Source organism: Flavobacterium sp. (genome assembly GCF_035456085.1).
In the GTDB taxonomy this organism is placed as follows: domain Bacteria; phylum Bacteroidota; class Bacteroidia; order Flavobacteriales; family Flavobacteriaceae; genus Flavobacterium.
This window is the reverse complement of the sequence record NZ_DATIDY010000033.1, coordinates 1-12,266: the sequence shown is the minus strand read 5'-3', so window position 1 is coordinate 12,266 and position 12,266 is coordinate 1. Positions and strand designations below refer to the sequence as shown.

Sequence of the window (12,266 nt, the reverse complement as noted above, 5' to 3'; positions counted from 1 at the left end):
AGAACGCCTTTTCTTTTGTGACTCTTTTGTATTAATATTAGTAACTCATTAATACAATTTCTTTCACTTTTTCCAAAGTTATATTTTGTTTTTCACCCAAAGCTTTCCAACCTCTTTTTTCAAAACGGTCAACTATAAAATCGGCAGTTTTCTCAAAATCTTCTGCATTTTCCGAAAGTAAAGTTTTCATCCCCATCGTGTGAAAGAAAGCTATGGTTTTTTGGATAGCTGCTGAAGCAATTTCGTCATCTGTTCCGGTTAAATTAAAGACGCGTTTTCCGTATTGAGCTAGTTTTTCTTTTTTGGTATCAAACATTACTTTATATAAATTCGGACCGATAATGGCCAATGTTCTGGCATGATCAATTCCGTATAGCGCAGTTAATTCGTGACCAATCATGTGTGTTGCCCAATCAGTAGGAACTCCTTTTTGAATCAATCCATTCAATGCCATTGTGCAGCTCCACATAAAATTTGATGCCAATTCATAATCGGATGGATTTTCTACCACATTGGGACCAACTTGTATTAACGTTTGCAAAATGCTTTCTGCAATTCGGTCTTGTAAAAAAGCGCTGTGTTTATAGGTTAAATATTGTTCTAATACATGTGTATACGCATCTACAACGCCATTTTGTAATTGTCTCTTCGGCAATGATGTAATGACGGTTGGATCACAAATAGAGAATTTCGGGAACATAGCAGAACCTCCAAAATCTAATTTTTCATGAGTTGCAGCAATGGTTATTACGGAACCCGAATTCATTTCGCTTCCCGTAGCTGGCAAAGTCAAAACAGTTCCAAACGGAATTACCGAAGCGCCTTCTTTAAAAATGATTCTTTTTTTAAGAATATCTATTGGATCTCCTTCAAATGGAACCGCAGCCGAGATAAATTTCACTCCGTCTATAACGCTTCCGCCACCCACTGCGAGAATAAAATCGATCTTTTGTTCTCTAATAATAGCAACAGCTTTCATCAAAGTTTCAAAATGTGGATTAGCTTCGATTCCGCCAAATTCAATAATTTCAAATCCTTCTAAGCTTTTGCGAACTTGCTCGTGAATTCCATTCTTAAAAATACTTCCTCCTCCATAAGCTAGAAGAATTTTAGCATTAGAAGGAATTAATGAAGATAATTTTTCTATTTGTCCTTTTCCAAAAACTAATTTGGTGGGATTGTATAATTCGAAATTTAACATAGTATTTTTTTTGAGAGATGTTAAGTTGCTGAGAAGCTAAGTTCCTAATTTTTAAAACTTAGGGACTTAGCTTCTTAGAATCTTAGTGACTTTTTGTTATTTTTTTGAATTTAATTGAGCCAATAATTTCTCTGCTACCAATTTGGATGAAGCTGGATTTTGACCAGTAATTAATAAACCGTCTTCAACAGCATAAGCTTTCCAATTATCAGTTTTACTGAAGCTTGCTCCGTTTTTTTTCAATTCATCTTCTAATAAAAAAGGAACAACTTTACTTAATCCAACGGCTTCTTCTTCGGTGTTAGTGAATCCGGTTACTTTTTTTCCTTTGACTAAAAATTCGCCATTTACTTTTACATTTTTCAATGCACCTGGGGCATGACAAACGAAAGCCACTGGTTTTTTATGTGTATAAAATGACTCAATCAGGTCAATAGAATTTTTGTCTTCTGCTAAGTCCCAAAGCGGGCCATGACCACCAGGGTAAAACACAGCATCATAATCTGCTTGATTGACAGTAGAAAGTTTGTGTGTGTGTTTTAATTTTTCCTGTAGTTCTTTATCGGCATCAAATCTTTTTGTGTCTTCGGTTGCTGATGAAGGATCAGAACTTTTTGGGTCAATAGGTGGTTGTCCTCCTTTTGGAGAAGCAATGTCAATAACAATGCCTTTATCCAATAAAGCATAATAAGGTGCAGCTAATTCTTCTGTCCAAAATCCAGTTTTTTCTCCGGTGTTACCCAATTGATCGTGGCTGGTAACTACAAATAGTACTTTTTTCATCTTTTTGTTTTGTTTTTGTGCAATTACTGTAAAGCAACTTACAGTTAATGCCAGAATCGTTAATACAGTTATTTTTTTCATGTTTTATTTTATTTAGTTTCAGCAAATTTATGACAGCTATGATATTAATAAAAATAATTTAAATTATGTTTGTGATAAATTTACTTATATCATGGTAAACTTAGAATGGTACAGAACGTTCAAATCTGTTTATAAAAACGGAAATTTTTCTTTGGCAGCCAAAGAATTATTTATTAGTCAGCCAGCTGTAAGTCAGCAAATAGTGATGTTGGAGGCACATGTTGGTTACAAACTTTTTAATAGGAAATCCAAAGGAGTTGAGCCAACAGAATATGCTAAGTTACTTAATAATTTAATCATTGATGCATTGGATCGTCTTGAAAATGTAGAAAATGGATTTAGATCTAAAGCGTTTAATGCCAACCGATTACTTTCTGTTGGCATTTCAAAACATTTGATGACTAGCATTGGAAGCGCATTGGTTTCTAAATTTGATTTTATAGATTTTTCATTCAATACAGATGATAATTTATTTGATTTGGTAAATTCTAAAAAATTAGATTTTGCAATAGTGAAGAAGAAAATAGACACATTTGATACTATCCAAAAAAAGGTAGGATCAATTAAACAAATTATTGTGGGCTCGCCTCGTATAGATTTGTCATTATTTCAAAAAGAAATAGAAAATAAAGATTATGCCGCTATTGAAAACTGGTTGAATGAGCAAAAATGGTTTACACATGATGCCGGAATTCCTCATATTAAATTGTTTTGGCTACATGTTTTTGCCAAAAAAAGACCTTCGATTATTGCCAATTATATCATTCCTTCTGAATATGAAATGCTTGAAATCCTCAGTAAAAATAATGGGATCGCCATTACTTGGGATGTAAATGCTAATAGCTTTATTGAATCTAAAAAATTGCAATTAATATGGAACAGTGATGGAATGCCAAGTACCGATGTATTTTTGTTATCGAGTAAAAACAGTAATCTAAATTCATTTTTTCAGGATATAGAAAATGAATTGAATAAAGTTTTAAGCTAATTATTTCTTGTAAAAGTTATTGTGGTCAATGTATTCCCAAACTTTTGCAGGTAAAAGAGGTTGAATGTTTTTTCCTTTTTTAATATTATCCCGAATAAAAGTTGAAGAAATTTCTACAACGGGGGCGTCAATCAAGTGGACTTTTGGATGAGATTTTATCTCTATATTGCCTTGTTCAGCAGATAATGCTTCGCCAGTTCGGACTTTAGCCTCAAGCCTTGGATAAACATAAATTTCATGGTGTTGCAAAATAACTTCATAGTTTTTCCATTTATGAAGAGTTTTTAGATTGTCTTCACCCATTATTAATGAAAAGTCGTGATCAGGATATTTCTCATGTAAATGAATCAATGTATTCACAGTATAATTGGGCTGTGGGAGTTTAAACTCAATATCCGATGGTTTTATTTTTGGAAAATCTTCTGTTGCCAGATAAACCATTTGCAAACGATGATGATCGTCCAGTAAAGTGGCTTTCTTTTTTAACGGATTATGAGGCGTAACAACCATCCAAATTTGATCCAAACCAGCATGTTCTGCCATGTGGTTGGCTATTATTAAATGACCAACATGAATGGGATTGTACGTTCCGAAATAAAGTCCGATTTTCATTTTATTTCACAGAGTTTAGCAGAGATTTTTCACAGAGATACGCAAAGATTTTGTGATGCTTTGTGTATCTCTTGTGTAATGTTTTTTTAGCCTTTCACGAAATCTTTTACTAACTGATGCGCTTCTTCCAAAGCAATATCCAAATCATAATTTTTGATAATAACATCAAATTGTGGAGCAGTTGCAAGTTCTACAGACGCCTTAGCAATTCTCATATTGATTTTATCGTCGCTTTCAGTTGAGCGTTCTTTTAACCTTCTTTTGAGTTCGTCTACACTTGGTGGTTTTACAAAAACTGCCAGAGTTTCTTCAGGGAATTTAGATTTGATACGTAAACCGCCGGCAACATCAATATCAAAAATTACGTTTTTGCCCAAAGCCCAAATGCGTTCTACTTCACTTTTCAAGGTACCATAGAAATTATCACGATATACTTCTTCCCATTCAACGAAATCCTCAGCTTTGATGTGTTTTTTAAAATCTGCCAAAGACATAAAATAATAGTCCTTTCCATCTACTTCTTCACCACGAGCTTCACGCGTAGCTGCAGAAATTGAAAATTCCAGATTTAAATCTTCCTGCTTTAATAAATGCCTAACTATAGTGGTTTTTCCCGAACCTGATGGTGCAGAGAATACGATTAATTTTCCTTTTTTCATTTTTTTAATGCTTAGTTCCTAGTCCTTAGTAATTAGTTTTTTTGGACTAAAGACTAAGTTGAAGACTATTTACTTATAATACATTCAATACTTGTTCCTTAATTTTCTCCAATTCATCTTTCATCTGAACCACTAATTTTTGCATTTGTGCGTGATTCGATTTTGATCCCATGGTATTGATTTCACGGCCCATTTCCTGAGTAATGAAACCTAGTTTTCTACCGTTGGCTTCTGTTCCTTTGATGGTTTCTAGGAAATAATCGAGGTGATTGGTCAAACGAACTTTTTCTTCAGTAATATCTAGTTTTTCTAAATAATAGATTATTTCCTGCTCAAAACGGTTTTCATCAACATTTACTTTTAGCTCAGCAATGGCAGTATGTAATCGGTCTTTTATTGCCTGAACGCGCTCTGGATCTAGTGCCAAAGCATCATTCATATATTGACGAATATTGGCTATTCTCAATTGGAATTCATTTTCCAGAGATTGTCCTTCGTCTTTGCGGAAATTTAAAATATTTTGTAACGCTTCTTCGATTGCAGTTTGAATTTGTGCCCAGTCATCTTCATCGATTTCTTCGCGTTCAATTTTCATGGTATCAGGCATACGGACAGCCATTTTCATCAATTCAGTTTCATCAGCATCTGCATAAACTTCTTTCAATTGATTAATGTAAGCTTTTACGATAGGGACATTGACTTTGGTCGAAGTTTGTTCTGCAGTACTTTCGATAAAAATAGAAAAATCGACTTTACCTCTTTCCAGTTTCAAAGCGATTTGATTACGCAAACCTAATTCCATTTCGCGATACAGCGAAGGCATTCGTACATTTAAATCTAAACCTTTACTATTAAGAGATTTTACTTCTACTGTAATTTTTTTGGTTGGTAATTGCAAAGTGGCTTTACCAAAACCCGTCATTGATTGTATCATATATTTTTATAAAAGTGTTCAAATATACGGAAAGTTATCAGTAATTAACGTATAGTAAAAAACTGTTTAAATTTTGAAAATTAAGATTTAAAAAAATTGAACGAGCTCTAAACATTGGCCAAAGCTAAATGAACTTGATGGATATTTTGCTGGCTATTGCCAATGTATATTTTGTCATTGATAATAAAAACCGGACGACTTATAAATGTATAATGTTCCAAAATGTACTTTTTATAGTCCGCTTCGGTTAGGGATTTGTTCTTTAAATCCATCGATTTATATAATTGTGCTTTTTTGCTGAATAAAGCTTCGTAGCTTCCGGCAAGGCGATGCATTTCTTCCAATTCTTCAATAGTGATTGGATTTTGCTTGATGTCATGAAAAGCCAAGTTGTGATTTTCAGGAAGCGCTTTAATAATTTTTCGGCAAGTGTCACAAGAAGAGAGATAGTATATTTTGTTCATTTTGTTTTGTTTTTGACTGCAAAGGAAAACATTAGATGTTTAAAATGTTTAATTTTATGCAAAAATAAAAATTATGAAAGATACATTTGAAGTAAATAGGACGAGTAGAAAAATGCTAAATGCTTATTTTGAAAATTATACATTAGACCAATTAAATAAAGTTCCAGAAGGATTTACCAATAATTTAATTTGGAATATTGGCCACGTCATTGTGACACAACAATTATTAGTTTATAAATTATCAGGATTACCTATGATGGTTTCTGAGGAAATGGTTGATAAATACCGAAAAGGAACCAAACCTGAACAAGATGTAACACAAGCCGAAGCAGACCAAATACAAGCATTATTGTTTGATACTTTGCACAAAACTGAAGTTGATTTCAACAATGGTCTTTTTGTAAATTATCAAGAATATCCAACTTCGACAGGTTTTGTTTTGGAAAGTACTGTGGGAGCTTTGCACTTTAATAATTTTCACGAAGGTTTGCATTTAGGAATAATGTTGAGCATTCGAAAATTCGTCTAAACATAGAAAAAATCTAAAAAAGATATGATGAAATTCAATACTAAAGTCATTCATGGAGGTCAACATCATGATCCGAGTACTGGAGCTGTAATGCCTCCTGTTTATCAAACTTCGACATTTGTGCAAACGAGTCCAGGGCAGCCTCTGAACCCAGATTATGAGTATAGTCGGGCGTCCAATCCAACGAGAACAGCGTTGGAAAATGCATTGGCAAGTATTGAAAACGGAACCCGTGCACTGGCTTTTTCATCAGGATTGGCAGCAACAGATTGTATTTTACGATCTTTTAAAGCAGGTGATGAAATTATTGCCATGGATGATTTATATGGAGGAACATATCGAATGTTTACCCGTATTTATAAAGATTCAGGTATTAAATTTCATTTTATAGATATGAATGACTTGAATAATCTCAAGGCATTAATAAATGAAAATACCAAATTGGTTTGGGCAGAAACACCAACTAATCCGTTAATGAAATTAGCCGACATTGAAGAGATTGCCAAAATCACTAAAGCGAACAATATTCTTTTTGCAGTAGATAATACTTTTGCGACACCTTATTTGCAAAAACCATTGGATTTGGGAGCAGATATAGTAATGCATTCTGCAACCAAATATTTAGGCGGACATTCAGATGTTATTGCTGGAGCTTTGATTGTAAAAGATGAAGCTCTTGGACATCAATTGCATTTTCAACAATTTGCCACAGGCGCAACTCTGGGGCCAATGGATAGTTTTTTGATACTAAGAGGAATAAAAACACTTCATTTAAGAGTGCAAAGGCATTGCGAAAATGGAGCCAAAGTTGTCGAATTCTTAAACAATCACCCGAAAATAAAAACGGTATATTATCCGGGATTACCTGATCATCCGTTTCATGATATTGCCAAAAAACAAATGAGTGGATTTGGTGGAATGGTTTCTTTTACTTTTAATTCTGGGAAAAAAGAAGATGCAATTCAGTTTCTGGAAAAGCTAAAAGTTTTTACACTGGCCGAATCATTAGGAGGTGTCGAATCACTAGCCAATCATCCAGCTTTGATGACTCACGCATCAATTCCAGAGAACAAAAGAAAAGAGATTGGAATAACGGATGATTTAGTTCGTTTAAGCGTAGGAGTCGAAGACGCTGAAGATTTAATTAATGATTTAGTTCAGGCATTGACTTAATAAATATTTCCAAAATCAAAAAATCCCAACGCTAATTTTAGGTTGGGATTTTTTTTGAGATAAATTCTATTTTTTAGTCTAAGTAAAAAAGATATCCAAGTCCTAGAAAAAGGAGCGCATCATTTTTACTATTTTCTTTATAAATATCTTTGTTAGGATTAAGACCATCTACCCAATCCGAAAAGAAATATTGAGCTCTTATGTCTAATATAAGATCAGACATAGTGTTAAGTCTATAACGAGTTCCAAGATTCAAAGCCGCAGAAAAAACAGCTTTACTTTCATTAGAATATCCATGAGGACGCCCATCTGAAGGAACTAAATACTTTGGATAAGTAGTAAGCGGATTTCCAAGCTCTCCTAATTCAGAGGTTGCTGTTGCAGTATAATAACTGATTTGTGGACCAATAGCTATGTAAGGATCAAAACTTCCAATTGTGTTTTCATAATCGTGAATATGAATAAAGCTAAATTCAAGCTGAGTACCTAAATTAATTAATTGAGAAGTACCTCGCATCGCTTTTAATTGTTGTGCTGGAAGAGTGTTTTTTTCAACCCATTGGCCATAATGTTGCAAAGTAGATTTACTGTACGAGAACTCATTTCTTATTTTAAAATGTTCTTTAAAATAATTGTTTACATAATCAGTATATGAAAAGTTCATATAGTCAATAAGTCCAATTTGGAAACCGTTATTTTTAAAATTGGTTTCTGAATTATCGCTTTGTCCATAATCGGAACGAAATTGAACAGTACCAGCAACTAAACCAACCTCATGGGCGATTCCTGCTTGGGAAAAGGAATTAAATGGTAGGCCAATTAACAAAAAGAATGCAATTAATTTTAATTTGATCATAATAGGAGGCATTATCAAGACAAGGGCAAAGATATAAAAACTACTAAGATAGACTTAGTTAATTAAAAAAAAATCAAAAATAGGTTTGTTTTTTACATTCATCATCAAAACTATATCGATTTCGTAAAAGGATTGTTTTATTTATATTTTTTGTAATAAATCATTAATAAAAAGATAATTTTATTCTAATTAAGGTAAAATAAAGTCAAAATGTTTGGATAAGATGTATATTTGTAGGACTAACAAAAAGTATAAAGAACATTTATAATCTAATCAATTATGTCACAAAATATTACCGATTTTATCGAATTAGTTGCCAAAAAAAATCCCAATGAGCCAGAATTTATGCAAGCTGTTACAGAAGTAGCTGAAACAGTAATTCCGTTCATCGAACAGAACAAAAAATATCAAAACAAAATGCTTTTAGAAAGAATGGTCGAGTCAGATCGTATCATTATGTTTCGTGTAGTTTGGATGAATGATAAGGGAGAAACACAAGTAAACAGAGGATATCGAGTTCAGATGAATTCTGCAATCGGACCTTATAAAGGAGGTCTTCGTTTTCATCCTTCGGTTAATTTAAGCATTTTGAAATTCTTAGCTTTCGAACAAACTTTCAAAAACAGTTTAACGACTTTACCAATGGGTGGAGGAAAAGGAGGATCAGATTTTGATCCAAAAGGCAAATCAGATAATGAGGTAATGCGTTTTTGTCAAGCTTTCATGACAGAATTATCAAAACATATTGGAGCTGATACCGATGTACCTGCAGGTGATATTGGAGTAGGAGGTAGAGAAGTTGGTTATTTGTTTGGACAATTTAAAAGATTAAGAAACGAATTCACAGGAGTTTTAACAGGTAAAGGAATTTCTTACGGAGGATCATTAATTCGTCCGGAAGCAACAGGATACGGAGATGTTTATTTCGCACAAAATATGTTGGCAACTCGAGGAGAAAGCTTAGCAGGGAAAACGGTAGCAATTTCAGGATCTGGAAACGTTGCACAATATGCTGCAGAAAAAGCAACTCAATTAGGAGCTAAAGTAGTAACATTATCTGATTCTGCGGGGTATATTTATGATGCAGACGGAATCGATGCTGAAAAATTAACTCATGTAATGGAAATTAAAAATGAGTTAAGAGGAAGAATTAGCGACTACGTTGTGAAATATCCAAACGCAAAATATTTTGATGGTAAACGTCCTTGGGAAGTAAAATGTGATGTTGCTTTACCTTGCGCAACCCAAAATGAGTTAAATGAAGAAGAAGCAAAAACGCTTGTAGCCAACGGCTGTATATGTGTTGCCGAAGGTGCAAACATGCCTTCTACGCCAGAAGCAATCCTTGTTTTCCAAAAAGCCAAAATTCTATTCGCTCCAGGAAAAGCATCTAATGCAGGCGGAGTAGCAACTTCAGGACTTGAAATGTCACAAAATTCATTGCGTTTAAGCTGGACTTCTGAAGAAGTTGACGAAAGATTAAAAACTATCATGAACGACATTCACACTTCATGCGTAAAATATGGTGCAGATGAAACGGGTTATATTGACTATGTAAAAGGCGCTAATATCGCCGGATTCGTAAAAGTAGCCGATGCAATGCTTGCTCAAGGAGTGGTATAATTGCAGATATTAATTAAAAAAAAATGCCTTTAAAAAATGCCTTTATCATAAACGATAGAGGCATTTTTTTTGGCAATGATTTGTATTAGGGAGTGCCACCATCCTGATAAAAGGGCAATTTCACTTTGCGCGTATACGCCCTTTTATCAGGATGCTGTCGGGCTGTACGCGCTACTTCGGTAGCTTGCTTCCATCCCTCACTCGAGCGGTTAACGAGACATTTTGCCGCTAAAAGGTAAGTTTGCAACAAATTACAACTCAACAACCTTTTTTTGATCATTACTTTGAATCGCTGCTTCAATAATTTGCATCACATGAACTCCATCTTGCGCCGTTACGGGCTCAGATTGATCGCTTGCAATTGATTGATAAACGCCATCAAAATAATCATAATAGTTTCCTTGGAGCGTTGGAACTTTTTCGTTAATTATTTTCCCTTCTATTTCCGTATGCAATAATCCTTCCAATTCTTTTGGTTCTGTTCCCCAGGAATCTAGGTTCGGTTTTTTCCCCAACTTCAATTCATCTTCCTGCACATCGCCACGAGGTTTCAGGAAAGAGCCTATTTTACCATGAACGACATAAGCGGGATTGGCTTCTTTTACAAAAAAACTAGCTTTCAGTCTCACTCTGAAATCTGGATAAAAAAGTGAAATATCAAACCAATCGTCAACCAACGAATGTTCTCTGGTTATTCGGATATCGGCAAAAACACTTTGGGGAAATCCAAATAAATACAATGCCTGATCAATAATGTGTGGACCTAAATCTTTTAGAATTCCGGCACCAGCATTGGTAGTTTCTTTATGCACTTTTGGACTCAGAATAGGATTGTAGCGATCAAAATGGAATTCAGCTTCTACTAATTCTCCAAGAACTTTACTTGAAACAATTTGCTTTACGGTTTTAATATCGCTATCCCACCTTCTGTTTTGAAACACTGAAAGTTTCAATCCTTTTTCTTTTGCCAAATCCCTTAATTCCTGAGCTTCGGCAACTGTGGTTGTAAATGCTTTTTCGACCACAGCATGTTTTCCGGCCAACAAAACTTCTTTAGCATATTGAAAATGAGTACCTACTGGCGTATTTACAATTATCAGATCAGCGTCACTTTCAAGGACTTCTTCTAAAGTGGCGTAACTTTTCACATTTGGATAATCCAATTGAATTAATTGTTTGCTTCTTTCCCAGGAACCAAGCAATTCAAATCCTTCATGAAATTCTAAAAAAGGTGCATGGAAGACTTTTCCAGACATCCCGTATGATAATAGTGCGGTTTTTATTTTTTGCATATTGGTTGTATAAAAAGATAAATATTAATTCACATTAATTTAAAAGCTCACACATTTTGTTAAACCCTAATTCGTGCAAATTTGTGTAATTCGTGTTTTTTTTGTGTTTAGATTTTTGCTCTTTCATATTGTTTTGGCCATTGCACATCGACGCCTAATTCCTTTGCAAAATCCAATCCTAAATTTGGATTTCTAAGTGATTCTCTGGCGAATAAAACAAGATCTGCTTTGCCAGTAGCAACGATTTCTTCGGCTTGTTGAGAAGTGGTGATCAAGCCTACGGCTCCAGTCAAAATTCCAGTTTCATTTTTAATTCTTTCAGCAAAAGAAACCTGATAACCTGGCCCTACAGGAATTTGCTGATGTGATACCAATCCTCCTGATGAAACATCGATTAAATCGACTCCTTTTTCTTTTAATATTTTTGATAAAACAACAGATTCTTCAACATTCCATCCATTGTCTGCCCAATCGGTAGCTGAGATTCTTACTAATAATGGAAGCTCTTTCGGCCATTCTGTTTGTACAGCCTGAAGAACTTCCAAAAGTAATCGGATGCGGTTTTCGAATGAGCCTCCATATTTGTCCGTTCTAATATTTGTTAAAGGGGATAAAAATTGATGCAATAAATAACCGTGTGCTCCATGAATTTCTACTACTTGATATCCGGCTTGAACGGCTCTACGGGTTGCGTATTTGAAATCGGAAATTACTTTTTTAATTCCCGTTGTGTCCAATGCTGTTGGCGCTTGTTCATTGTCATGATAAGGTATTGCACTTGGTGCAACTGTTTCCCAACCGCCTTGGTTTTGTGGGAGTTTTTTGTTGCCATACCAAGGAGACGAAACGCTGGCTTTTCTTCCGGCATGTGCTAATTGTATTCCTGGAACTGCATCTTGGCTTTTGATAAACTTGGTGATTTTTTTTAGTTTTTTAATGTGATCGTCGCTCCAAATACCTAAATCGGATGGAGAAATTCTTGCTTCGGGAGAAATGGCTGTAGCTTCTTGAATGATGAGTCCTGCGCCACCAATTGCACGGCTTCCAAGGTGTACTAAGTGCCAGTTATTG

The 12,266-nt window shown here is 34.6% G+C and carries 13 protein-coding genes; 4 read left to right on the top strand and 9 right to left on the bottom strand.

Annotation, left to right across the window (positions count from 1 at the left end; all coding sequences use genetic code 11):
- Positions 1-37: 37 nt before the first annotated feature.
- Together VLC96_RS02760 and VLC96_RS02755 are read right to left on the bottom strand one after the other, a co-directional pair.
- Positions 38-1,201 (bottom strand): iron-containing alcohol dehydrogenase, encoded by a 1,164-nt coding sequence (locus VLC96_RS02760; RefSeq protein WP_325260527.1) that lies wholly within the window; start codon positions 1,199-1,201, stop codon positions 38-40.
- 96 nt (positions 1,202-1,297) lie between these two features.
- Complete coding sequence (locus tag VLC96_RS02755; RefSeq protein WP_325260526.1) at positions 1,298-2,065, bottom strand: type 1 glutamine amidotransferase domain-containing protein; 768 nt, start codon at positions 2,063-2,065, stop codon at positions 1,298-1,300.
- Positions 2,066-2,156: 91 nt separating this feature from the next.
- Between VLC96_RS02755 and VLC96_RS02750 the strand changes: the two genes are divergently transcribed.
- Positions 2,157-3,053 (top strand): LysR family transcriptional regulator, encoded by an 897-nt coding sequence (locus VLC96_RS02750; protein WP_325260525.1) that lies wholly within the window; start codon positions 2,157-2,159, stop codon positions 3,051-3,053.
- Here VLC96_RS02750 and nadD read toward each other — a convergent pair whose 3' ends face one another.
- The 4 genes from nadD to VLC96_RS02730 all read right to left on the bottom strand — a co-directional run bounded on the left by nadD (position 3,054) and on the right by VLC96_RS02730 (position 5,722).
- The gene (gene nadD / locus VLC96_RS02745; protein ID WP_325260524.1) at positions 3,054-3,665 is read right to left on the bottom strand and encodes a nicotinate (nicotinamide) nucleotide adenylyltransferase; all 612 of its coding nucleotides are present in this window, start codon (positions 3,663-3,665) and stop codon (positions 3,054-3,056) included.
- A gap of 86 nt (positions 3,666-3,751) precedes the next feature.
- A complete protein-coding gene (gene gmk / locus VLC96_RS02740) occupies positions 3,752-4,324 on the bottom strand; it encodes a guanylate kinase (protein WP_325260523.1) in 573 nt (190 codons plus the stop codon).
- Positions 4,325-4,397: 73 nt separating this feature from the next.
- Positions 4,398-5,258 (bottom strand): YicC/YloC family endoribonuclease, encoded by an 861-nt coding sequence (locus tag VLC96_RS02735; protein ID WP_325260522.1) that lies wholly within the window; start codon positions 5,256-5,258, stop codon positions 4,398-4,400.
- A 107-nt stretch (positions 5,259-5,365) separates the two neighbouring features.
- Positions 5,366-5,722, bottom strand: a complete 357-nt coding sequence (locus VLC96_RS02730; RefSeq protein ID WP_325260521.1) for an arsenate reductase family protein — start codon at positions 5,720-5,722, stop codon at positions 5,366-5,368.
- Positions 5,723-5,795: 73 nt separating this feature from the next.
- Between VLC96_RS02730 and VLC96_RS02725 the strand changes: the two genes are divergently transcribed.
- Positions 5,796-6,251 (top strand): DinB family protein, encoded by a 456-nt coding sequence (locus VLC96_RS02725; protein ID WP_325260520.1) that lies wholly within the window; start codon positions 5,796-5,798, stop codon positions 6,249-6,251.
- Between the two features lie 24 nt (positions 6,252-6,275).
- Positions 6,276-7,424 (top strand): cystathionine gamma-synthase, encoded by a 1,149-nt coding sequence (locus VLC96_RS02720; RefSeq protein WP_325260519.1) that lies wholly within the window; start codon positions 6,276-6,278, stop codon positions 7,422-7,424.
- Between the two features lie 73 nt (positions 7,425-7,497).
- Here the strand turns inward: VLC96_RS02720 and VLC96_RS02715 are convergent, their stop codons facing one another.
- Positions 7,498-8,280 carry a THC0290_0291 family protein gene (locus VLC96_RS02715; RefSeq protein ID WP_325260518.1) on the bottom strand — a complete coding sequence of 261 codons (783 nt, stop codon included), beginning with the start codon at positions 8,278-8,280 and terminating at the stop codon, positions 7,498-7,500.
- A gap of 279 nt (positions 8,281-8,559) precedes the next feature.
- Here VLC96_RS02715 and gdhA point away from each other — a divergent pair, with 279 nt between their 5' ends.
- On the top strand, positions 8,560-9,903 hold the full coding sequence (gene gdhA / locus VLC96_RS02710; protein WP_325260517.1) for an NADP-specific glutamate dehydrogenase: 1,344 nt from the start codon (positions 8,560-8,562) through the stop codon (positions 9,901-9,903).
- 251 nt (positions 9,904-10,154) lie between these two features.
- Here the strand turns inward: gdhA and VLC96_RS02705 are convergent, their stop codons facing one another.
- Positions 10,155-11,195 (bottom strand): Gfo/Idh/MocA family oxidoreductase, encoded by a 1,041-nt coding sequence (locus VLC96_RS02705; RefSeq protein ID WP_325260516.1) that lies wholly within the window; start codon positions 11,193-11,195, stop codon positions 10,155-10,157.
- Between the two features lie 107 nt (positions 11,196-11,302).
- Positions 11,303-12,266 (bottom strand): NADH:flavin oxidoreductase/NADH oxidase (locus tag VLC96_RS02700; RefSeq protein ID WP_325260515.1); only part of this gene is annotated, 964 nt, incomplete at its 5' end.

Coding starts and splice junctions, on each gene's coding strand:
- VLC96_RS02760 (WP_325260527.1), bottom strand. CDS start 1,201: ATGTTAAATTTCGAATTATACAATCCCACCAAATTAGTTTTTGGAAAA.
- VLC96_RS02755 (WP_325260526.1), bottom strand. CDS start 2,065: ATGAAAAAAATAACTGTATTAACGATTCTGGCATTAACTGTAAGTTGC.
- VLC96_RS02750 (WP_325260525.1), top strand. CDS start 2,157: ATGGTAAACTTAGAATGGTACAGAACGTTCAAATCTGTTTATAAAAAC.
- nadD (WP_325260524.1), bottom strand. CDS start 3,665: ATGAAAATCGGACTTTATTTCGGAACGTACAATCCCATTCATGTTGGT.
- gmk (WP_325260523.1), bottom strand. CDS start 4,324: ATGAAAAAAGGAAAATTAATCGTATTCTCTGCACCATCAGGTTCGGGA.
- VLC96_RS02735 (WP_325260522.1), bottom strand. CDS start 5,258: ATGATACAATCAATGACGGGTTTTGGTAAAGCCACTTTGCAATTACCA.
- VLC96_RS02730 (WP_325260521.1), bottom strand. CDS start 5,722: ATGAACAAAATATACTATCTCTCTTCTTGTGACACTTGCCGAAAAATT.
- VLC96_RS02725 (WP_325260520.1), top strand. CDS start 5,796: ATGAAAGATACATTTGAAGTAAATAGGACGAGTAGAAAAATGCTAAAT.
- VLC96_RS02720 (WP_325260519.1), top strand. CDS start 6,276: ATGATGAAATTCAATACTAAAGTCATTCATGGAGGTCAACATCATGAT.
- VLC96_RS02715 (WP_325260518.1), bottom strand. CDS start 8,280: ATGATCAAATTAAAATTAATTGCATTCTTTTTGTTAATTGGCCTACCA.
- gdhA (WP_325260517.1), top strand. CDS start 8,560: ATGTCACAAAATATTACCGATTTTATCGAATTAGTTGCCAAAAAAAAT.
- VLC96_RS02705 (WP_325260516.1), bottom strand. CDS start 11,195: ATGCAAAAAATAAAAACCGCACTATTATCATACGGGATGTCTGGAAAA.